22 protein-coding genes and 1 tRNA gene are annotated in these 20,129 nt (G+C 69.8%); 15 read left to right on the forward strand and 8 right to left on the reverse strand.

Annotated features, from left to right (window positions below; genetic code table 11):
- Positions 1–633 precede the first annotated feature (633 nt).
- Positions 634–1,500, forward strand: coding sequence for a neutral zinc metallopeptidase (locus AB0F88_RS24065; RefSeq protein ID WP_362688063.1), 867 nt, complete (start codon positions 634–636; stop codon positions 1,498–1,500).
- 71 nt (positions 1,501–1,571) lie between these two features.
- Positions 1,572–1,874, forward strand: coding sequence for a type II toxin-antitoxin system VapB family antitoxin (locus tag AB0F88_RS24070; protein ID WP_362688066.1), 303 nt, complete (start codon positions 1,572–1,574; stop codon positions 1,872–1,874).
- Between the two features lie 376 nt (positions 1,875–2,250).
- On the opposite strand, the gene AB0F88_RS24075 is transcribed toward AB0F88_RS24070, so the two are convergent.
- The 4 genes from AB0F88_RS24075 to AB0F88_RS24090 form a co-directional block, all read right to left on the reverse strand.
- Positions 2,251–2,340, reverse strand: a tRNA-Ser gene (locus tag AB0F88_RS24075).
- Between the two features lie 24 nt (positions 2,341–2,364).
- On the reverse strand, positions 2,365–2,808 hold the full coding sequence (tadA, locus tag AB0F88_RS24080; RefSeq protein ID WP_362688069.1) for a tRNA adenosine(34) deaminase TadA: 444 nt from the start codon (positions 2,806–2,808) through the stop codon (positions 2,365–2,367).
- A gap of 247 nt (positions 2,809–3,055) precedes the next feature.
- Positions 3,056–3,544, reverse strand: coding sequence for a tRNA adenosine deaminase-associated protein (locus AB0F88_RS24085; protein WP_362688072.1), 489 nt, complete (start codon positions 3,542–3,544; stop codon positions 3,056–3,058).
- Between the two features lie 16 nt (positions 3,545–3,560).
- Positions 3,561–4,070: a tRNA adenosine deaminase-associated protein gene (locus AB0F88_RS24090; RefSeq protein WP_362688075.1), complete on the reverse strand. Its 510-nt coding sequence runs from the start codon at positions 4,068–4,070 to the stop codon at positions 3,561–3,563.
- 179 nt (positions 4,071–4,249) lie between these two features.
- Here AB0F88_RS24090 and upp point away from each other — a divergent pair, with 179 nt between their 5' ends.
- The 6 genes from upp to AB0F88_RS24120 all read left to right on the forward strand — a co-directional run bounded on the left by upp (position 4,250) and on the right by AB0F88_RS24120 (position 8,501).
- Positions 4,250–4,888 (forward strand): uracil phosphoribosyltransferase, encoded by a 639-nt coding sequence (upp, locus tag AB0F88_RS24095; protein ID WP_362688078.1) that lies wholly within the window; start codon positions 4,250–4,252, stop codon positions 4,886–4,888.
- 204 nt (positions 4,889–5,092) lie between these two features.
- Positions 5,093–5,323, forward strand: coding sequence for a hypothetical protein (locus AB0F88_RS24100; RefSeq protein WP_329087977.1), 231 nt, complete (start codon positions 5,093–5,095; stop codon positions 5,321–5,323).
- 170 nt (positions 5,324–5,493) lie between these two features.
- The gene (locus tag AB0F88_RS24105) at positions 5,494–5,652 is read left to right on the forward strand and encodes a hypothetical protein (protein ID WP_362688081.1); all 159 of its coding nucleotides are present in this window, start codon (positions 5,494–5,496) and stop codon (positions 5,650–5,652) included.
- Complete coding sequence (locus tag AB0F88_RS24110; RefSeq protein WP_329087979.1) at positions 5,649–6,179, forward strand: PH domain-containing protein; 531 nt, start codon at positions 5,649–5,651, stop codon at positions 6,177–6,179. Before AB0F88_RS24105 ends, AB0F88_RS24110 begins: the two co-directional genes overlap by 4 nt.
- Before the next feature lie 153 nt (positions 6,180–6,332).
- Complete coding sequence (locus AB0F88_RS24115; RefSeq protein WP_362688086.1) at positions 6,333–7,691, forward strand: helix-turn-helix transcriptional regulator; 1,359 nt, start codon at positions 6,333–6,335, stop codon at positions 7,689–7,691.
- 108 nt (positions 7,692–7,799) lie between these two features.
- Positions 7,800–8,501, forward strand: coding sequence for a FadR/GntR family transcriptional regulator (locus tag AB0F88_RS24120; RefSeq protein ID WP_344742921.1), 702 nt, complete (start codon positions 7,800–7,802; stop codon positions 8,499–8,501).
- Between the two features lie 123 nt (positions 8,502–8,624).
- Here AB0F88_RS24120 and dnaN read toward each other — a convergent pair whose 3' ends face one another.
- The 3 genes from dnaN to AB0F88_RS24135 form a co-directional block, all read right to left on the reverse strand.
- A complete protein-coding gene (dnaN, locus tag AB0F88_RS24125; protein ID WP_362688089.1) occupies positions 8,625–9,725 on the reverse strand; it encodes a DNA polymerase III subunit beta in 1,101 nt (366 codons plus the stop codon).
- Positions 9,726–9,843: 118 nt separating this feature from the next.
- Entirely contained in the window at positions 9,844–10,497 is a 654-nt protein-coding gene (locus tag AB0F88_RS24130) for a response regulator transcription factor (protein WP_329093772.1), read from the reverse strand.
- A 2-nt stretch (positions 10,498–10,499) separates the two neighbouring features.
- Positions 10,500–12,035 carry a histidine kinase gene (locus AB0F88_RS24135; protein WP_362688092.1) on the reverse strand — a complete coding sequence of 512 codons (1,536 nt, stop codon included), beginning with the start codon at positions 12,033–12,035 and terminating at the stop codon, positions 10,500–10,502.
- Positions 12,036–12,190: 155 nt separating this feature from the next.
- Between AB0F88_RS24135 and AB0F88_RS24140 the strand changes: the two genes are divergently transcribed.
- From AB0F88_RS24140 to AB0F88_RS24165, 6 genes are all read left to right on the forward strand, one after another.
- Positions 12,191–13,090: an ABC transporter ATP-binding protein gene (locus AB0F88_RS24140; protein WP_362688095.1), complete on the forward strand. Its 900-nt coding sequence runs from the start codon at positions 12,191–12,193 to the stop codon at positions 13,088–13,090.
- A 274-nt stretch (positions 13,091–13,364) separates the two neighbouring features.
- A complete protein-coding gene (locus AB0F88_RS24145; RefSeq protein ID WP_362688098.1) occupies positions 13,365–14,099 on the forward strand; it encodes an ABC transporter permease in 735 nt (244 codons plus the stop codon).
- 264 nt (positions 14,100–14,363) lie between these two features.
- Complete coding sequence (locus tag AB0F88_RS24150) at positions 14,364–15,107, forward strand: phosphodiesterase (RefSeq protein WP_362688101.1); 744 nt, start codon at positions 14,364–14,366, stop codon at positions 15,105–15,107.
- A gap of 817 nt (positions 15,108–15,924) precedes the next feature.
- Complete coding sequence (locus AB0F88_RS24155; protein ID WP_362688756.1) at positions 15,925–16,416, forward strand: sigma-70 family RNA polymerase sigma factor; 492 nt, start codon at positions 15,925–15,927, stop codon at positions 16,414–16,416.
- Positions 16,413–17,138 (forward strand): zf-HC2 domain-containing protein, encoded by a 726-nt coding sequence (locus AB0F88_RS24160; RefSeq protein ID WP_362688104.1) that lies wholly within the window; start codon positions 16,413–16,415, stop codon positions 17,136–17,138. The genes AB0F88_RS24155 and AB0F88_RS24160 overlap by 4 nt, the downstream gene beginning before the upstream one ends.
- An 88-nt stretch (positions 17,139–17,226) precedes the next feature.
- On the forward strand, positions 17,227–18,252 hold the full coding sequence (locus AB0F88_RS24165) for a CHRD domain-containing protein (RefSeq protein WP_362688107.1): 1,026 nt from the start codon (positions 17,227–17,229) through the stop codon (positions 18,250–18,252).
- A 331-nt stretch (positions 18,253–18,583) separates the two neighbouring features.
- Here the strand turns inward: AB0F88_RS24165 and AB0F88_RS24170 are convergent, their stop codons facing one another.
- Positions 18,584–19,000, reverse strand: a complete 417-nt coding sequence (locus AB0F88_RS24170) for a helix-turn-helix domain-containing protein (protein WP_362688110.1) — start codon at positions 18,998–19,000, stop codon at positions 18,584–18,586.
- 95 nt (positions 19,001–19,095) lie between these two features.
- Between AB0F88_RS24170 and AB0F88_RS24175 the strand changes: the two genes are divergently transcribed.
- On the forward strand, positions 19,096–20,028 hold the full coding sequence (locus AB0F88_RS24175) for an NADP-dependent oxidoreductase (RefSeq protein ID WP_362688113.1): 933 nt from the start codon (positions 19,096–19,098) through the stop codon (positions 20,026–20,028).
- Positions 20,029–20,129: the final 101 nt, after the last annotated feature.

Genomic DNA, 20,129 nt, shown 5'->3' on the forward strand with positions numbered 1-20,129 from the left:
GGAAGATGACCCACGCCTCTCGGGTGAGATGTGGATGACGGTCTTGCCCCTGACGTAAACCAAGATCCAGAGATACACGGAGGGCCTCCCCCTCCCCGGCAGAGATCACACAGGTTCGCAGCAGGTCATTGCACCCACCAGGCGAGGAAATGGCGATCCACTTCAGAACCGGCGGCCGCGGGTTCGAATCCCGCAGGTGCAGGTCTCGCGAGCAGCGGAAAGACGGAAGTTCACCCCGAAGCGTGGACACCGATTGTCATGCGGCAAAGGGCGTTCCCGACTCGATTCTCGTTTCGGACGGCCTTCGGCGAGGGCTCTTCAGCCCCGCGCGGCCTTCCCTCCGGAACAGCCCGGCACGACCGCGTTCCGGCCGCCTCGCGGGCCCTGACCAGCCGGTTACCCGCGTAGATGGACGCGTGCGGGGAATGTCCAGGACGGCGAAGGGAGAAGTCCGCTCCGCCCGGTCGCCCGATCGCGGCCCGGCGGACGGGACGGGACCCGCGGGCGTCCCGCCCCGGTCACCTGATCACCCGAGCCACGGTGCCTTCCCCGAGGGGTGTCCGGCCCCGTCGGCATGGCCGGCCCTCCCCTGGGCAGTCGGAGGGTCCCAAGCGGATCGAAGGGACGTCGGCGATGGATTTCAAGGATGACGCCCAGCTGGACAGCTCGCAGGTCGAGAGTCGCGGCGGTGGGGGGAGGATCCCCGGAGGTGGTATCGCGATCGGCGGCGGCGCGGCGGGAATCATCGCGCTCATCGTGGCCCTGGTGTTCGGGATCAACCCCGGGGACATCACCGGCGGCTCCTCCCAACCGGCCCCGGTGGGTCCGAGCTCCGACCTCACCGCCCAGTGCAAGACAGGGCAGGACGCCGACCAGAACGAGGAGTGCCGGGTCGTCGGCGTCGTCAACAGCATCCAGGACTACTGGCCGAAGGCGGTCCAGGGGTACGAACCGGCCAAGACCGTCATGTTCTCCGGCCAGGTCGACACCGCGTGCGGTGCCGCCGACGCCTCCGTCGGCCCGTTCTACTGCCCGGCCGACCGCCAGGTCTACCTGGATCTCAGCTTCTTCAAGGAGCTGGAGAGCAAGTTCGGTGCCAAGGGTGGTCCCTTCGCCCAGGCTTACGTGATCGGCCACGAGTACGGTCACCACGTCCAGAACCTTCTCGGCACCAACGCCAAGGCCCAGCAGGGCCCGGAGAGCGGTCCGGAGAGCGGCTCGGTCCGGCTGGAGCTGCAGGCCGACTGCTACTCGGGCGCCTGGGCCAAGAACGCGTACGAGACCGGCCTGTTCGAGAAGCCGTTCACGAAGACGGACATCGAGGAGGCGCTCAGCGCGGCCTCGGCCGTGGGCGACGACAGCATCCAGGAGCGGACCCAGGGCCGGGTCAATCCCGAGGGCTTCACCCACGGGACGTCGGCGCAGCGTGTCAAGTGGTTCACCACCGGTTACCAGAGCGGCGACCCCGCCAAGTGCGACACTTTCGCCGGGAGCATCTGAAAACGGCCTGTGAGCTGGGACGAGAGAAACCCGCCGGGCAGGAGGCGGGATTCTCTCCTAAACTACATACCGTGATCTTTAAGTTGGTCGGCGACGAACGGCCCTATCCCGAACACGGTCTCTCGCATCGCGAGTGGGCGCAGATACCGCCGCGACAGGTCCGGCTCGACACCCTGATCACCACGAAAGCGGTGCTCGACCTGCACTCCCTGCTCGCCAAGGACTCCACGTTCTACGGTGACCTGTTCCCGCACGTGGTCCAGTGGCGCGGCGACCTCTATCTGGAGGACGGCCTGCACCGGGCGCTGCGCTCGGCCCTGCACCAGCGCTCGGTCCTGCACGCGCGGGTCCTGGAACTGCCCGCGGAACGCTGAACCCCTCCGCAGCGGCTCCTGGACCCACCCGCCGAACCCTTCCGCGAGCGGACCCCGAACCCACCCGCGGGAAACCGAACCCTTCCACGAGGCGGCCGGAGAGGGCCGGCTCTCCACGACCACGACCACGACGCGTGATCGCGGGCGTCCGGGGAGGACCGCGAAGACGATCAGGACGATCCCGGGCTCGAGACTGACGGGCGTCGCCCTCGCGTTGATCGTCTCGGCCCGGCGGCAGCCCGTCTCGCGCGCACTCGCCCAGGATCGGGATCGGGATCGATCGGGGTCAGGATCAGGGCCGGGATCGGTGCCGCCTGGGCAGGGTGGTGATACGCGAAGAGCCCCTGACCGCGTACGCGGTCAGGGGCTCTTCCTGTGGCGGTGGAGGTGGGATTTGAACCCACGGATAGGTTGCCCCATCACACGCTTTCGAGGCGTGCGCCCTCGGCCACTAGGCGACTCCACCGCGGAGCAGCTTACCGGATAACCGCTATTGCTCGCGCATCCGGCGAGCGGTGAAGAACTCGGTGAGAACCGCCGCGCATTCGCCCGCCAGGACCCCTCCGAGGACCTCGGGCCGGTGATTGAGACGGCGGTCCCTGAGCACGTCCCAGAGTGACCCCGCGGCGCCGCCCTTGGGGTCCGCCGCACCGTAGACGACGCGATCGACCCGGGCGAGCACGGCGGCCCCCGCGCACATGGTGCAGGGCTCCAGGGTGACCACCAGCGTGCAGCCGCTCAACCGCCACTGGCCGCGCGCGCTCGCGGCCTGCCGCAGGGCGAGCATCTCGGCGTGCGCGGTGGGGTCGGCCGAGACCTCCCTGTCGTTTCCCGCCTGTGCCAGCACGGAGCCGTCGGGACCGAGGACGACCGCGCCGACGGGAACCTCCCCACGGGCTCCGGCCTCGACGGCCTGCGTCAGGGCGAGCCTCATCTCCCGGACGTAACCCACCGGCGTCGAGCCGGTCACCGTACGCCCACCGGCGCCGGGCCGGTCACCGTTACGCCCGCCGGGCCGGTCACCGTTACGCCCGCCGGCGCGGGGCCGGTCATCTGTACGTCCACCGGCCCCGCGGCGGTCACCGTACGCCCGCCGGCGCCGAACCTGTCATCCGTACGCCCACCGGCGCCGGGCCGGTCAGCGCGCATCGGCCGACATCGGGCTGGTCACGGCGCGTCCGTCAGCGCAGCCGGTCGAGCTCGTCGGCGAAGGCCAGCCGCTCGGCGATCACCGAGAGCGTGTCCGCGGGGAGGGCGCCCTCCTCCATGCTGAGCTCGATGAGCTCCTCGGAGCTCAGCCCGAGGTCGTTCAGCAGCTCGAAGTCGCCCGCCGGCCGCACGCCCAGGTCGGGGGTGTCCTTGTCGACCGCCACCCCGGCGAGTTCGGTGAAGAGCTCACCCAGGTCGTCGGAGAGACCCGCGTGGGCGTCGGACAGGAACGTGCGCGGCTCCAGGTCGCCCTGGTAGCGCACGATCGCGAACCACTCGTCCTCCACCTCCACGCACAACAGGGCCAGCTCGTCGCCGGTGAGGCCCAGATGCTCCTGGACGGCGTCGCCGAGGTCGTCGGCGATCTCCGCCTCGCTGAGGTCGACCTCCGCACCGTTCCAACCGTCCGTCGTACGGACGAAGGCGGCGGAGAACACGCTGTTGGATGGTCTGGAGGGCATGGCCGATCTCCCGAGGTCAGCCGAACACAGAGTCGATGGCGCGTTCGAACGGCTCGGAGAACCCCAGCCGCGCGGCGATGCTCGACAGGACGTCCTCGGGGAGAAGGTCGATATCCCCTGACAGGATGCCGAGCTCCATCTCGTCGAGGCCCAGGTCGGCGAAGATGGACAGGTCTCCCGCGGGGAGCGCCGTCTCCTCGTCCTGGAGGATCGCGTCGAGTTCGTCCTCGTCGGGGACCGGCACGTCCAGGTATTCCAGCGCCTGCTGCGCGAGCGGGAAATCCCAGGACGCGGCGATGTCGGAGAGGAACACCTCGACCCTCTCCCCGAACACCCGTAGCGCCACGAAGAACTCATCCCCAACGGCGACCAGGCCAATCGTGCCGTTCATGCTCGGCTGCTGGCGCAGGGCGTGGATGAGACCCTCGAGGTCGGAGGTGAGTGACACCGGGAGCATCTCCGCTTCCCAGCGGTCGTCCTCGCGGTAGATCACGATGGCAAAGTCCAGCGAGTCTTCGTCTGACATGGCCATCCCCACCGAATGCTTTCTCTACGGAGGTCAATGCTTTCAGAAGCGAAGCACCGACGTGGGCCTCTCCGACCAAATTGTGATCAAATCCGAGTGAGCGGGCGATGTCGAACAGGGGTGGCCCGTCTTCCCCCCGGCTCATCGCCGCCCGCCGGCCCAGGATACCTTTGACCACCATGGAAACCCTGGTCGTCGACCATCCCCTGGTGGCCCACAAGCTGACCGCGCTGCGGGACGTGAACACCGACTCCCCCACGTTCCGGCGTCTCGCCGACGAGCTGGTGACCCTGCTGGCCTACGAGGCGACCAGGCAGGTCCGCGTCACCGAGTGGTCGGTGGAGACCCCGGTGGCCCCCGCCAAGGGCGTGCGGCTGGCGCACCCGTATCCGCTGGTGGTCCCGATCCTGCGCGCGGGGCTGGGGATGCTGGAGGGCATGACCCGGCTGCTGCCGACGGCCGAGGTGGGTTTCCTCGGGATGATCCGCAACGAGTCCACGCTGGAGGCGGAGACCTACGCCACCCGCCTGCCCGAGGACCTCTCGGGCCGCCAGGTCTACGTGGTCGACCCGATGCTGGCCACCGGCGGCACCCTCGCGGCCGCGATCAAGTTCCTCTTCGACCGGGGCGCCGACGACGTGACCGCGCTGTGCCTGCTGGCCGCGCCCGAGGGGATCGCCCATCTCGACGAGGCCTTCGCCGGCACCGGCAGGCCGATCCGCCTGGTGACCGCGGCCCTGGACGAGCGGCTGAACGAGAACGGCTACATCGTCCCCGGGCTGGGCGACGCGGGAGACCGTCTCTACGGCGTCGTCTGAAGCGCTCCCGGCATCCCGTACGGCGCCCGTCCGAACGCCGCTTCTCCCGCCTCCGAGATTCCAGCACCATCCTTTTCCCTTAAAGGATGGTTCTTCTACCCACCGACAGTTACATAATGTGGTTCCCCGGGTACTAAGCGTGGCGAAGACATCTCTTCTGTGTCCCCGGTCCGCCGAGGCCGCGGGCGCACACCAGGGAGAACCATGAGCGAGCGAATCATCCCGGACACCGAGCCGGACCCGTACGCGGACTTCAGCGCCGCGCTCAGGGACGAGTTCTCGGAGATCCATCCGGCGACCACGGTGACCCGTTGCATAGAGGCGGCCCACTACGGAGCGCTGGAGGTGGTCGGCCACGCCCATCCGGCGCTGGTCGAGCGGATCGCCCGCAAGCACCTCGAGGTCCTCGCGCTGGTCGCGAGCGAGCGCGGGTGACGCAGGCGGCGGACGACGGCGGGCGCGCCGGCGGAAAGTGCCCCGCGAGGGTCCCGGACAGGATTCTCGCGACGCGCACGAGACCGAATCGGCCGATGCGCTTTACCTCGGCATGGCCCTGGGTAATGTATATGGCGGGTGCAGTGGGTGAGCGGTAGTAGGAGGCCAAGGTGCAGGTCAAAAAGGTGCTGACGTACGGCGCTGTCGGATTCGTGGCGTTTTTCCTGTTCACACGACCAGGTGACGCGGCCAACGCTGTGAAGGGTGCCATGGACACGGTTTACACGGCGGCCGATTCTCTGGCCCAATTCGTCTCACATCTGTCATGAGGCTCGTGACCCACGGGGACTCCGCTCCCTCGTCGGTCAACCGCTACCTGCTCCCCCACGAACACCAGGTCATCATGGTGCGGCGCCACCCGGCCGTGCTGCTTCGCGCGGTCGCCGAGGTTTTCGGCGGCCTGATCCTCGCCGGACTGCTGAGCAAGTGGTTCGGCGACCAGGGCGGCGGCGGCGCGCTCGTCGTCGTCTGGTGGGCCTGGCTGCTGTTGCTGATCCGCTTCGTCTGGAAAGTCGCCGAGTGGTCCGTCGACTACTTCGTCGTCACCTCCAAGCGAATGCTGCTCACCACGGGGCTCATCACCCGCAAGGTCGACATGATGCCGCTCGGCAAGGTCACCGACATGAGTTTCCAGCGCTCGATTCTCGGCCGCATGCTGGGCTACGGTGAGTTCGTCCTGGAGTCGGCCGGCCAGGACCAGGCCCTGTCGAGGGTCAATTACATTCCGTACCCGGAGACCCTCTATCTGGAGGTCTGCCAGATGCTCTTCCCCGGGGGTAACGACTCGGACGATTAGCGTCCCGCGCCCGCAATGGCACGGGAATGTGTCCACGGAACATGAGGACCGTTGACACTTTTCGGTGAGGATTTTTCACTCGGGGTTACCTGATTCGACTTCTTCATGCAATCATGGCGTGAACATTGACCATCCCCCGCCCTGAGAGATCAGATGCCGAGTCAGGGAACCATCGGTGACCGCGTCCGCGGACTGCGCCTGAGCAGGCGCATGTCCCAGGCCCAGCTCGCAGGGCCGGACCTTTCCGACAGCTACGTCTCCCTCATCGAGTCCGGCAAGCGGACCCCGACCCCCGTGGTCGCCCGCCTGCTGGCCGAGCGCCTGGGATGCACCACCGAGTTCCTGCTGCACGGGATCGAGCCGCGCCAGCGCATCGACACCGAACTCGGCCTGCGCCACGCGGAGCTGGAGCTCCTCCACGGGAATCCGTCCGTCGCGGCGGACCGCTTCGGCGAGATCGTCAAGGTCGCCGGCGAGGAGAACGCCATGCTGGCCGCGCACGCGCGGTTCGGCCGTGCCCGCGCCCTGGAGGTCCAGGGCAAGGTCGGTTCGGCGGTGAGGGCGTTCGAGCGCCTCCGCCGCGAGGCGGCCGCCCATCCCGAGCGTCTGGCCGACCTGCCGCTGGCGGTGGCGCTGAGCCGCTGCTACCAGCGCGCCGGAGACATCCTTCGCGCCCGCGACCTGGCCGTCCACGCGCTCGGCGAGGTCAACCGGCTGCCCCTGGCGCAGGGAGAGATCGCCGTCGAGCTGGCCGCCTCCCTGGTGGGGATCGGCGGCACCCGCGGGTCCGGTTCGTCGAGCATGTCCTACGTCCGGAACATCCTGTCGGTCAACGGCGTTCCCGCCGCGGTGAACCGCACCGCGGAGATCCACGCCCTCTGGCAGGCGAGCATCACCGCCGCCGACGGCGAGGATTCGGCCCTGGCCGTCCGCTTGGCCGACGACGCGATCGCGACCGGTCGCCCGGCGCGGATGGCCTCGCAACTCGCCCTCATCGCGACGGACTGGGCCCGTCTCGCCGTCGGCGGTGACGAGCCGCTCGACGAGGCCCGCGAGCTCGTGACCGCCGCGAGCGAGGTCTTCGCCGTGTTCCCCGAGCACGTCCACGAGTACGTCAGAAGCCTTGTCGTGCGCGCCCACATCGAGCTGGGGGCCGGAGACGCGCGGGGCGCCACCGCCCTGGCCGGAACCGCCCTCGACACGCTGGGCGACCAGGCGGGCGCCATCAGGGCCACCGCGCAGCTGGTTCTCGCCCGTGCCGCGCTCACCCGCGGCCAGGACGACGACGCCACGACGGCCCTGAACGTCGCCAGGCAGCTGCTGAGCGATGTCCGGCACGAGTTTTCCGGTCCCGACCGGGAGACCGCGCGGACCTGGCGTGACCTGGGAGACCTGTACGGCCAGGTCGGTGTGGTCGACGAGCAGACCAGTGCGTATCGTAGGGCTCTTGAGACTGCCGGAGTGCGCGATGCGATGGTGGGTATGACGGTCGATTCGGCTCTGGTCCGTTAAGACGGTCCCACTTCTGGAGTTCCAGATTTGTTTTTGCACCTCCGGAATAACTAGGGTCTACCAGTCATTGATTCGTAGGATGATTGGTTTCTCCGGAGGAGGCGGACGGTGAGTCTGCGTACGGCGCAGCGAGCATCCCTCGTCGACCAAGTGATCGATCAACTCAAGGAGCAGATCACTTCTAACTCCTGGCAGATGCACGCGAAGATTCCTACCGAGACCGTGCTCGCCGAGCAGCTCGGGGTGGGGCGCAACACCGTGCGCGAGGCGGTGCGTGCCCTCACTCACGCCGGGCTGCTGGAATGCCGCCAGGGCGACGGGACGTACGTCCGTGCCACGAGCGAGCTCTCCGGGGCCATGCTGCGGCGGCTGCGCACCGCCGAGCAGCTCGAGATCCTGGAGGTGCGGCGCGCGCTGGAGGTGGAGGCCGCCAGACTGGCCGCCACCCGGCGCACCGACGCCGACATCACCGGGATCGAGGCGGCGCTGGCCGAGCGGGAGCGGGCCTGGGAGAGGGGAGAGCCGGACGCGTTCGTCGAGGCCGACCTCGCCTTCCACATGGCGGTCGTCCGCGCCACCCACAACCTCGTGCTGATCGATCTCTACGAGGACTTCTCGGCGGCGCTGCGCGCCAGCATCACCGCCGCGGGCACCTCGCTGAACAGCACCCTGAACAGCACGTACATCCCGCACGAGGCGATCGCCCGCGCGATCGCCGTCGGTGACGCCGCCGCCGCCGAGCGCGCGGGTCACGCGTGCATGGAGCACATCCTGATCGCCCTGACGGAGGAGCAGGAGCTCTCTCTCTGACCCTGTCCTCCTTCGCCTTCTCACGATGTGGGCCCCCTCACCGGCGGTGAGGGGGCCCACATCGTGAGAAGCGCCGTCCTGGGCACGGCGGCGGGCGTGGCCCGCGCCCCAGGCGCCGGGCGATCAGGTCAGGCGCAGGGACATCACGAGGTAGCGGAAGGAGGGGGCGGCGTCGCCGGGAACCTCCGTGATGAGGGCCGGGCGGCTCGGCGACTCCATGTTGAGCCGGACGAGCTCGGTCTCGACCCCGCTCAGGCCGTCGAGCAGAAACTGGGACTGGAAGGCGATCTGGATGTCGGCGCCGGACAGCTCGGCGTCGACGACCTCGGTGCCCCGGCCGATGTCACCGCCGCCCGCCTGGATGAGGACCTGCCCCTGGACGAAGGAGAGCCGGATCGCGGTGTGGCGCTCGGCGACCAGCGCCACCCGCTTGATCGCGTCGATGAACGGCGCCACCGGCAGGTCGGCCCGGATCGACCAGTCGTCGGTCAGCCGCGAGCGATAGTCGATGAACTGCTCGTCGAGCAGGCGGACCGTGGTGACCCGGCCGACGCTCTCGAAACCGGCCACGCCGTCGCCCAGCGCCACCGACACCTCGCCGCCGCGCAGCGACCTGGCCACGTCGACGAGCACCCGCGCGGGCACCATCGCGGCGGCCGTGGCATCGGCCACCTCGGGGCGCCAGCCGAACTCCCTGGCCGCGATGCGGTAACGGTCGGTGGCGGCCATGGTCACGTCGTCGCCGGAGATGTCGACCCGGATGCCGGTCAGCATGGGAAGGCTCTCGTCGCGGCTGGCGGCCGGAGCCACCTGGCCGACCGCGCTCGCGAAGACCACACCGCCGACCGCGCCGATCTTCGGCGGCATCTCGGGGAGGGAGGGGAAGTCCTCGACCGGCATGGTCAGCAGGCCGAACTCCGCGCTGCCGCAGGTGAGGATCGCTTCGGAGCCGCTGGTGAGGACCTCCACCACCTCGCCGGTCAGGCTGCGGGTGATCTCCGCGAGGATCCGGCCCGGGATCAGCACCCGGCCGGGCTCCGCCACGACCGCGTCGATGGAGACGCGGGCGGAGACGTCGTAGTCGAAGGCCGACAGCACGAGGTCTCCGTCGTCGGCCTCCAGGAGCAGGCCGGAGAGCACGGGGATGGCCGGCCGGTTCGGCAGCACCCGGGCCACCCAGGCCACCGCGTCGGCCAGGACATCACGGTTAACCCGGAACTTCACCTGATCATCCCTTCGTCCCGAACGGCACCCCCACACGCGGAAGCCGTACTTCAACAGCACGTTATCCGCTGAGACCGACAGAACCGCTGCCCGGTCGGGGAAAAGGGAACGGGGAGCCTCAGCCGCGGGCGGCGTTGAGGTAGGTCAGGACGGCGAGCACGCGGCGGTTGTCGTCGTCGGAGGGGGCGAGGTCGAGCTTGGCGAAGATGCTGGCCGTGTGCTTGCCGACCGCGCTCTCGCTGAGGAACAGGCGCTGGGAGATGGCCGCGTTAGAGCGGCCCTCGGCCATCAGCTCCAGCACCTCGCGCTCGCGCGGGGTCAGCGCGCCGAGCGGCTGGTGCCGGGCGGTGCTGGCCAGCAGCTTGGCGATCACCTCGGGGTCCATCGCGGTGCCCCCCGCGGCGACCCGGCGGACCGCGTCGACGAACTGTTCGGCGTTGAAGACCCGGTCCTTGAGGAGGTAGCCGATCGCCCCCGAGCCGTCGGCCAGGAGCTCTCGCGCGTACAGCTGCTCGACGTGCTGGGACAGCACGAGCACCGGCAGGCCGGGGACGGCCCGGCGCGCCGCCAGCGCGGCCTGGAGCCCCTCGTCGGTGAACGTGGGCGGCAGGCGCACGTCGACCACCGCCACGTCGGGCCGCAGCCCGGTCAGCGCCCCCAGCAGCTCGGGCCCCGACTCCACCGCGGCCACCACCTCGAAGTCGTGCGCCTGGAGCAGGTGGACCAGGCCGTCCCGCAGGAGGTACAGGTCTTCGGCGATGACGACTCTCAGGCTCACCGGCCCAACCATAGGCGGGCCGGCAGGACCTCCGCCAGCCGCTGCTGGCGGGCGTGCATGACGGGGATGAGCATGCCCGCGGCGTACATGGACAGGCCCAGGAGGATGTTGAAGACGATCAGCGGCCACTGCAGGGCCTCGGGCAGGTAGAGCGCGAGGAACCAGCTGCGGTTGTCGGTGTCGATGATCTTCATGACCATCGTCACCAGTCCCTGCGGGAAGAGCGGGAGCCAGCCGATCCCCCAGCAGATCCCGACGACGGCGGCCTTGCCGCGGGGCAGGGACGGCGCGCAGTCCGGCCCCTTCTCTCTCGGAAGGGCGTTGGGCAGGTCGAACGTGGCCGTGGTCGGGCCGCCCCGCGGGCTGCTGACCGCGAGCACCCCGTCGAAGGCCGCCAGCCTGCGCTCGATGCCGCGCAGGCCGGTGCCCAGGGCCGGGTCGGCGCCCCCCGAGCCGTCGTCGGTGACCACCACGCGCAGCGCGTGGTCGTTGCTGCTGATGTCGATCCACACCCGCTCGGCGCCGCCGTGGCGGGTCGCGTTGGTGAGGAGCTCGCTGATCGAGAAGTAGGCGGCCGACTCCACGGGCGAGTCGGGGCGGGTGTCCAGATCCACGGTGACCGTGACCTTCAGCGGGCTGTCCAGCGCCAGGGCGCGCACGGCGTCGCCGAGGCCGCGCTCGGCCAGGACCGGCGGGTGGATGCCCTTGACGAGGTCTCGCAGCTCGACGAGCGCCGTGGAGGAGGCCTCCCTGACCTTGGCGAGCAGGGCCTTGGCCGCGGCGGGGTCCTTGTCCATCAGCTCCTCGACCGCGCCGAGCGTCATGCCCATCGCGACGAGCCTCGCCTGCGCCCCGTCGTGCAGGTCGCGCTCGATCCGCCGCAGCTCGGAGGCCTGGGAGTCGACCGTCGCCAGGCGCGCCTGGTCGAGTCGCTGGATCCGCGCCGCGAGCACGGACTTGTCCGTGGGAGACAGCAACTGGTGGTTCCACCAGGCGTACCCCCGCAGCAGCCGCGGCGTCGCGGCCAGCGCGCCGGCCGAGGCGAACGCCAGGACCAGGGGCAGCACCGCGGGGGCCGCGGACCACGCCGCCAGGACGGCGCATCCGGCCAGGGTGAGGGGCAGCAGCGGGAGGGCGCAGACGACCACCGGGTTGAGGTAGAGCCAGAGCCCGTCCCGCCAGGTGGCCGGGTCGCCGACGATCCACTTCCAGCGGTTGTTCCAGTCGGGCCACCGCGGCGTCTTGTAGAGCTGGCGCTCGTGGCGGTACCAGCCGTCGGGCTGGGGCCGGGTCGGCAGCGGCGGGGGCAGGTAGGGCACCGGCACGGCGGTCCCGAGCCACGTGCCGTTCAACCTCCTGGCGAGCGCGGTGCGGTGCCTGATCAGCTGGGCCGCCGGAGGGAACATGAAGACCATCCCCAGGCCGAACGCCAGCACGAACGCGGCCAGGGTCACGACGACCAGGACCGTGTCCAGCAGCGCCATCGCTCCCAGGGCCAGTGCCCTGCCGGCCGTCACCGCGTACGTCTTCATGGGTCAAGTGTCGGTGATCCGGCTGGGCGTGCCCAGTGGTGGCGGGTGCCGTGAGGGGGTGGAGGTAACCACACCCCCGGTGGGTGCCTGGCCCGTCCCCGCCGGGGGTTTAGACGGATTCTCCGGGCGCGTCGCGGCTCGTAGCGTCGGTGAGCATGAAGGTCATCGAGGTCAACAACCTCCGCAAGCAGTACCGCGACCAGCTGGCGGTGGACGACGTCTCGTTCACCGTGGAAGAGGGCGAGATCTTCGGCGTTCTCGGCCCCAACGGCGCCGGCAAGACGACCACCGTGGAGTGCGTCGCCGGCCTGCGCGTCCCCGACTCCGGCACCGTCAGCGTGCTCGGGGGTCTGCACCGCGCCGAGCTCAAGGAGCAGCTGGGGGTCCAGCTGCAGAGCTCCACGCTGCCGGAGAAGCTCAAGGTGTCGGAGGCGCTCGACCTGTACGCCTCCTTCTACCGGAATCCGGCGAACTGGGAGGAGCTGCTGGAGCGCGTCGGGCTCGCCGGCAAGCGCGACACCCCCTACGGCAAGCTCTCCGGCGGCCAGCAGCAGCGGCTCTCGATCGCGCTGGCGCTGATCGGCAACCCCCGCGTGGCGATCCTGGACGAGCTCACCACCGGCCTGGACCCCCAGGCCCGCCGCGACACCTGGGAACTCATCGAGCGGGTCCGCGAGGACGGTGTGACGATCCTGCTCGTCACCCACTTCATGGAGGAGGCCGAGCGGCTCTGCGACCGGCTCGCGCTGATCGACTCCGGCCGGGTGGTCGCGATGGACAGCCCGTCGGGCCTGATCGCCAAGGTCGGCGGGCAGCAGACCATCAGGTTCCGGCTGTCCGGACCGCTCGACGACTCCCGGCTCAGGGCCCTGCCCGAGGTGACCAAGGTGAGCCGCAGCGGCGGGCAGGTCGCGGTCACCGGCACCGGCAACCTGCTCCTCGCGGTCACGACCGTCCTCTCCGCCGCGGGCGCCGTGCCCATCGACCTGCGCATGGAGCAGGCCACCCTCGACGACGCCTTCCTCAGCCTCACCGGAAAGAAGATCTCCTCTTGACATCTTCCCCGCGGTTGATACCGGGGGATTCCAACCCTCGCGGGTTGGTCTTCCTGTTTCACGGAGCCGTGCCCTCGCTGCTTTCGCAGGTCGGGTCCTATCAGCCCTCCACAGGCGTTTCACCTCTCCGCCAGCCCGGCGGCGAGAGTGCTTCTGATCATGTAAACAGCGGCTTGGTCATCGCCACCGTCGAACAGGTTATCGAATCGAGCGGCACCGTGCCGCGTTTCCTCCCCAGGGCTATCGCCCGGGGTCTCCACGCTGGAGGTATCCGATGAACAAGATGCTCCTGACCGAGGCCAAGCTCTTCCTGCGGGACCCGGGCGGCCCGATCTTCTCGATAATGCTGCCCCTCGTCCTCCTGCTCGCGCTCGGGCAGATCCCCGGCTACCAGGAGAAGGTCCCGGAGCTGGGCGGGGAGCGGGTCATCGACACCCAGCTGCCCGCCATGATGGTGATCCTGGCGGTGGTGACGATGGCGCTGACCGTCCTGCCTGCGACGCTGGTGACCTACCGGGAGAGCGGCGTGCTGCGCCGGATGTCCACCACCCCGGTCAACCCGGTCCGGCTGCTGGTCGCCCAGATCGTCAACAACCTCGCGGTGGCGATCGTCGCCACCCTCCTCCTGATCGGCCTGGGCTATCTCGTCCTCGGCTCGGTCCCGCCCAAGAGCCCGCTCGCCTTCGCGGGGGTGTTCGTGCTCGGCACGGCCTCGTTGCTGGGCCTGGGGTTGCTGATCGCCGCGGTGGCGCCCAACGCGAAGGTGGCGCCGGGCATCGGCTCGCTGCTGATGTTCCCGCTGATGTTCATGGCGGGGATGTGGATCCCCCGGGACCTCATGCCCGAGCTGGTGCGGCGGATCGGGGACTTCCTGCCGATGGCGCCGTTCGCCGACGCGCTCCGTGACACGTGGGCCGGGCAGGCTCCCCAGCCGCTGCACCTGGTGGTGATGGCGGTGACCGTGCTGGTCACGGTCGGACTGGCCGCGCGGGTCTTCCGCTGGGAGTAGCCCGTGAGTACGACTTCCGATTCGCTGTGGCCCGTCTCTTACCAGGGGCAGAGACGGGCCACAGCTTATTTGATCGATCATTCTATTTTGTTCTACGTTTCCTTCATGGTGAGGACGAAGGAGTTCGATCCGGACGCCGCCCGGCTCGCACCGTCCCCCGTTCCGCCGACCCTCCCTCTCACACCGGCTTTCCCCACCCGGTGCGTTCCTGCCCTCCGTCCCGGATGCCCGGCGGCAGGAAGCCGGATATGTCACTCTTGATTGATGCTGATCCTGGCGCACGTAAGTGACGTCCACATCGACGGTTCCCCCCGCAGCATCGACAGGACCCGATCCGTCATGCGACACCTGGAGAACCTGCCCGGTCCCCTGGACGCGGTCATGGTGACCGGCGACATCGCCGACAACGGCCTGATCGAGGAGTACGAGATCGCGCGCGAGCTCCTGACCACGCGCTATCCGACGATCATCTGCCCGGGTAACCACGACGTCCGTTCGGCGTTCCGCAAGGCGCTGCTCGACGTCGACGAGGACGGCGACGGGCCGATCAACCAGGTCCTCAGGCTCGACGGGCTCACCGTCGTGCTGTGCGACTCCAGCGTCCCCGGGCGGCCGGAGGGCTTCCTGGAGGACGAGACGGTCACCTGGTTGAACGGCGTGCTCGCCGAGACCCCGGACACTCCGGTCATCGTCGGCATGCACCACCCGCCGGTGTCGCTGGGCACCCCGTACGTGGACTCGATCCGGCTGCGGAACCCGGAGCGGCTGGAGGCGGTCGTGCGGCGGCACCCGCAGGTGGTGGCCGTCATCGCCGGTCACGCCCACACCGCGGCGAGCACCACCTTCGCGGGCCTGCCGCTGTCGGTCGCCCCAGGGGTCGTCTCCACGTTGCGGCTCAACCAGGAGCTCGACGCCCCGGTCCCCGTCGACTACGACCTGCCGCCGCAGATCGCCATGCACGTCTTCGACGGCGGCCGCCTCATCACCCACGTCCGCCCGGTCCTGTGACATCACCGCGGCCCGCCCCCACGGCGTGCCGCGGCCCGAGCGGCACGCCGCACGAGACCGGCCACCCGATGTCCGCACGACGACCGGCGCCGCTTTTGTATACGCACACCGCACGACGACCGGCGCCGCACCTCGTACCCGCACGACGACCGGCGCCGCACCTCGTACCCGCACGACGACCGGCGCCGCACCTCGTACCCGCACGACGACCGGCGCCGCGCCTCGTACCCGCACGACGACCGGCGCCGCGCCTCGTACCGGAAGGCCGCGCGACGATCGGTCGCACCCCCGTACGAACGCCGGTCCCGCACCCTCGTACCCGCCGTGTCCGGCCGGGAGACGTCATGGTGACTCACCGGTTCGAAGAGATGCCTTTGCCGGGAATTAACCGATTTTTCCTCTTGTGAGAAGCTAGTTCGGCTGATAATCGAAAATCCACGCGATCCGTTGAACCTCCTGGGATCCGGCGCCGTACTGCCTGCCGACACCGGAAAATCGTCCGGCGGCCGACCCCCGGAGGGCACAGCGTGATCGTGAACGCCCTGCGGCGGCCCGCTCCAGCGGGCACCGCCGTGATCGCGGAACCGCCGTCCGGCATCCGCGCCCACGATGAGGCGGGCGATACCGCCCCGTGCACCCGTCACGACTCCCCTGCGCGAACCGCGGGGCGCGCGTGATGGCGCGGCAAGACGCCTGCCCCTCCCCGCCGGCCGATTTTCCCGGAGAGAACCTCGACGTGAAAGCCTCCTCCTGGCCCGGTGACCGGCGAAGCCGGTCCCGCCGTCTGCGACCGGTCGACGCCCCCGACGACGAGCTGATCGTCGCGGAGCTGTACCGGGTGTACCACCGGCCGCTGCTCTCCTTCGTCGTACGACTCACTCGCGGCGACGTGCAGTGGGCCGAGGACGTGGTGCAGGAGACCATGGTCCGGGCATGGCGCAGCGCGGACCGGTTCGACGCCGGCGCGTCGTCCCTGATGCCTTGGCTGGCGACGGTCGCCAGACATATCGTGATTGACGACCAACGCCGTAAGGACGCGCGTCCCCACGAGGCGGGTGAGGGACCACTGGAGAGTGTGCCCATGCCCGATCAGATGGAAGATCTTTTGCGACAGGTCGTCGTGTCGGACGCGCTCGACTCGCTGTCTCCCGCCCACCGCGAGATCCTCAAAGAGACGGTCCTGCGCGACCGGTCGGTGAACGAGGCCGCCGAGACGCTCGGCATCCCGGTGGGCACGGTGAAGTCGAGGGCGTACTACGCCCTCCGCGCGCTGCGCGTCGCCCTGGAGGAAAGAGGGGTGACGGCATGACCTCGCAGGTTGAGCACACCGATGTGGGCGCGTACGCCCTGGGCATCCTCGAAGAGCCCGACCGGACGGCTTTCTCGAACCACCTGGCCGCGTGCCCGTCCTGCACCGCCGAGCTTCAGGAGTTGTCCGGAGTGGCGGGCGCCCTCGCCGGCGTCGGACCCCTGGAAGACGAGCGCGACGACGCCGACACCGGCGACCGGGGTCCCGCCGAGGTGGTCAACCTGCTGCGCCGCCGCAAGGCGGCCGACCGGCGCGCCCGCAGGGGCACGTTCGTGATCGGCGCCGCCGCGGCCGTCACCCTGGTCGCCGGTGGGATCGCGGCCGGCACCTCGATCTCCGGCGAGAAGGGCGGGAGCGTCCCCGTCGGCCACTCCGCGCACGGCCCCGCCGAGGACGCCTACCGGTCCGGCACGCCGCTCGCGGGCACGGGTGCCTCCGGTGTCACCGGCGGCCTGGTGCTGGAGACGAAAGGCTGGGGCACCCACGCCGCCCTGGAGCTCAGGGGCGTCAAGGGACCGCTGGAGTGCGAGCTGGTCGCCGTCTCCCGGACCGGCGAGCGGCGCGTGGTCACCGGATGGGCGGTGCCCGAGCGGGGCTACGGGGTGCCCGGCTCTCCCGAACCGCTCTACGTGCACGGCGGGGTCGCCTGGGGGCCGGCCGGGATAGACCGCTTCGAGGTGCGCACGACCGGCGGCGACACGCTGCTCACCGTCACGGTCTGAGCGGGACGGTCTGAGCGGGGCATCTTAGCCCTTTTCCGGAACGGGAGCGCCTTTCCGGAGCCGTTTCCCTGTGTGCTTTTTTACGTATTTGAAGATTGAACCATATGTAGCCGTGGCGCCGTACAACCGGCAGAAGAACGCAGCAGCCCCTTACAGCTACGAGAGGTTCACGATGTCCAAGCGCACCCTCACCGTCTCCGGCGTGGCCATCGCCGCGGCCCTGCTCTCCTCGGCCCTCGCCCCGGCCGCGCAGGCCGACACAGCCGCGGCCACACAGTCCGATACCGCGAGTACAGCGGACGCCTACTTCGCGGGAACCCTGATCGGGAAGAACGAGGTGCCGGTCAGCGGCGGTCCCGCCGTCGGCGACAAGAACGGCAGGGCCCTCGCCGTGGTCCGCATCCGCGGCAACGAGGTCTCCTACGCCGTACGGTGGGAGGGGACGGCCACCCCCACCGCGTTCCACATCCACCAGGGCAAGGCCGGCAAGAACGGCGACGTGAAGGTCGGCTTCTTCATGGAGGCCCTGCCCGGCGGCAGCAAGGCCATCCTCGGCAGCGTCAAGATCAACGATGGCGGCCTGCTGTCCGGGATCAAGAAGAACCCGAAGAACTGGTACCTCAACCTGCACACCGCCGAGTTCCCGGGTGGCGCGGTGCGCGCCCAGATGCACCGGATCCACCCGACCAACCTGGCCAACGTGCTGGCCAGCGGCGTGCACCCCATCTACCACTCCAACGCCGACGGCCGCCAGGAGGTCCCGGCCCCCGGCAAGAAGGTCGGCGACCCGAACGGCCGCGCCGAGTGGCTCGTCGGCATCAAGGGCTCGAAGGTCTACTACGCCACCATCTGGGAGAAGCTCGCCGCCCCCACCAACGGGCACATCCACCGTGGCAAGAAGGGCAAGAACGGCGATGTCGTGATCGACTTCTTCGCCGACACGAACGGCCTGCCCAAGGGCGTCACCGGCATCGCCGGCACCGCGTCGGTGAAGTCCGACATCGCCCGGGGCATCAAGAAGAACCCGAAGAACTGGTACACCAACCTGCACACCACCGAGTTCGGCGGCGGCGCGGTGCGCGGCCAGCTCTACCGGTCCGGCAGCGGCTGGTAGAACGACGTCCGGGGATCACGCGGCGGTTGTGAGCGTCCGGACGCGGAGGGGATCCACGGCGGCCACGAGCCACCCGTGACCCCGGAGACGACGGCGCCCGCCACCCGGAACACGATTCCGGGCGGCGGGCGCCGTCGTGCGTGGCGGCCGACGCGTGACGGCCGACGACACGCTCGGACCCGCTCGGGTCCGCTGGACAGACCCGCACGTGTGACGACCGGCGACATGCTCGGTCCCGCTGGACAGACCCGCACGTGTGACGACCGGCGACATGCTCGGTCCCGCTGGACAGGACCGTACGCGTGACGACCGGCGACATGCTCGGGTCCGCTCAGCCCATCTGGACGGGCCCGGGTTCCTCGGCCGCGCGGAGGTCGTAGAGCTCGCGAGCGGCCATGATCTCGGCCACGTGCTTCTCCGACCAGCTCTTGACGCCCTCCATCAGCGTGACCACGCTCCGTCCCAGGGCGCTGAGCTCGTACTCCACCCGGGGCGGGATCGTGGGGTAGACGGTGCGGGTCACCATCCCGTCGCGTTCCATGTTCCGCAACGTCTGGGTGAGACTCTTCTGGGTGATCCCGTCGAGCCTGCGGCGGAGCACGCCGAACCGGACCGGGCCGTCCCGCAGGGCGTCCACCAGCAGGCAGGTCCACTTGTTGGCGATCGCCTCCAGGACCTTCCGCGAGCCGCACTCCCGAAGATACGCATTCGCGGCGCCGTGCTCTCGCAGGCCAGAAGTAGTTTCCATGAGGTACCTATATATCCAAAAGGTGCCTTCTTTCAATGAGATACCGGTGTAGCCGACGATTGATCCCGAAGAGCTTCCCTTCAGAGGAGATCATGATGCGCCTCATCACCCAGTCCGCCGTCGGCGACCCTTCCGTACTCGACATCGCCGAGGCCGACCGGCCGGAGCCGGATCACGGGCAGGTCCTGATCAAGGTCGGGGCCGCCGGGATCAACCCGGTCGACGGAGCGGTCCGCTCCGGCCTCTACCCGCTGCTCGGCCCGCCGCCCTTCACCCTCGGCTGGGACGTCGCGGGCACGGTCGAGTCCACCGGGCCCGGCGTGTCCGCGTTCGCCCCCGGTGACGAGGTGCTGGGCCTGCTCGCCTACCCCGGTGCCGGCAACGCCTACGCCGACTACGTACTCGCCTCGCCCAACGAGATCGTCCACCGGCCCGCCGCGCTGCCCGTGGAGCAGGCAGGAGGGCTCCCGCTGGCCGGGCTGACCGCCTGGCAGGCGCTGGTCGGCATCGCCCGCGTCACCGAGGGGCAGCGGGTTCTCGTGCACGCCGCCGCAGGAGGGGTCGGCCACCTCGCCGTCCAGATCGCCGCGTCCCTCGGGGCGCACGTCATCGGTACCGCTCGAACGGCCAAGCACGACCTCCTGCGCGAGCTCGGCGCGCACACCCTGATCGACCACACCACCACCGACTTCGTCGCGGAGACCGAGCCGGTGGACGTGGCGTTCGACCTGGTGGGCGGCGAGTACGGGGAACGTTCCGCCGCCGCGCTCAAGCCCGGCGGCCTGCTCGTCGGAGCGCTGGGCGGCAACCTCGGCATCACCCGGGAACGCGCGGCCGAGCTGGGCGTACGGTTCGCGGTGGTGAACGTGCGCCCCTCGGCGGCCGACCTGTCGCGGCTGACGGCCCTGGTGGAGGCGGGCCGGCTCAGGGTCCACCTGGACCAGGTGCTGCCGCTGGCCGAGGTGGCCAAGGCACACGAGCTCCTGTCGACCCGCCGCACCACCGGGAAGATCGTCCTGATCCCCTGATTTCCTGGGATCCTGAGTCCCTGAGCCGTATGCCGCCCGCGACGGCTTCACGGGCGAGCCGGCCGGGCCGTCCTCGACGCCGAGACCGGCCCGCCGGACAC

It is taken from the genome of Streptosporangium sp. NPDC023963, assembly GCF_040639135.1.
In the GTDB taxonomy this organism is placed as follows: Bacteria; Actinomycetota; Actinomycetes; order Streptosporangiales; family Streptosporangiaceae; genus Streptosporangium.

Excerpts from the sequence above, each read along its gene's own strand:
- AB0F88_RS24150 (WP_362688101.1), top strand. The coding sequence starts at position 14,364 with ATGCTGATCCTGGCGCACGTAAGTGACGTCCACATCGACGGTTCCCCC.
- AB0F88_RS24100 (WP_329087977.1), top strand. The coding sequence starts at position 5,093 with ATGAGCGAGCGAATCATCCCGGACACCGAGCCGGACCCGTACGCGGAC.
- AB0F88_RS24115 (WP_362688086.1), top strand. The coding sequence starts at position 6,333 with ATGCCGAGTCAGGGAACCATCGGTGACCGCGTCCGCGGACTGCGCCTG.
- AB0F88_RS24065 (WP_362688063.1), top strand. The coding sequence starts at position 634 with ATGGATTTCAAGGATGACGCCCAGCTGGACAGCTCGCAGGTCGAGAGT.
- AB0F88_RS24160 (WP_362688104.1), top strand. The coding sequence starts at position 16,413 with ATGACCTCGCAGGTTGAGCACACCGATGTGGGCGCGTACGCCCTGGGC.
- tadA (WP_362688069.1), bottom strand. The coding sequence starts at position 2,808 with ATGAGGCTCGCCCTGACGCAGGCCGTCGAGGCCGGAGCCCGTGGGGAG.
- AB0F88_RS24110 (WP_329087979.1), top strand. The coding sequence starts at position 5,649 with ATGAGGCTCGTGACCCACGGGGACTCCGCTCCCTCGTCGGTCAACCGC.
- AB0F88_RS24135 (WP_362688092.1), bottom strand. The coding sequence starts at position 12,035 with ATGAAGACGTACGCGGTGACGGCCGGCAGGGCACTGGCCCTGGGAGCG.
- AB0F88_RS24170 (WP_362688110.1), bottom strand. The coding sequence starts at position 19,000 with ATGGAAACTACTTCTGGCCTGCGAGAGCACGGCGCCGCGAATGCGTAT.
- AB0F88_RS24140 (WP_362688095.1), top strand. The coding sequence starts at position 12,191 with ATGAAGGTCATCGAGGTCAACAACCTCCGCAAGCAGTACCGCGACCAG.
- AB0F88_RS24090 (WP_362688075.1), bottom strand. The coding sequence starts at position 4,070 with ATGTCAGACGAAGACTCGCTGGACTTTGCCATCGTGATCTACCGCGAG.
- AB0F88_RS24085 (WP_362688072.1), bottom strand. The coding sequence starts at position 3,544 with ATGCCCTCCAGACCATCCAACAGCGTGTTCTCCGCCGCCTTCGTCCGT.
- AB0F88_RS24145 (WP_362688098.1), top strand. The coding sequence starts at position 13,365 with ATGAACAAGATGCTCCTGACCGAGGCCAAGCTCTTCCTGCGGGACCCG.
- AB0F88_RS24175 (WP_362688113.1), top strand. The coding sequence starts at position 19,096 with ATGCGCCTCATCACCCAGTCCGCCGTCGGCGACCCTTCCGTACTCGAC.
- upp (WP_362688078.1), top strand. The coding sequence starts at position 4,250 with ATGGAAACCCTGGTCGTCGACCATCCCCTGGTGGCCCACAAGCTGACC.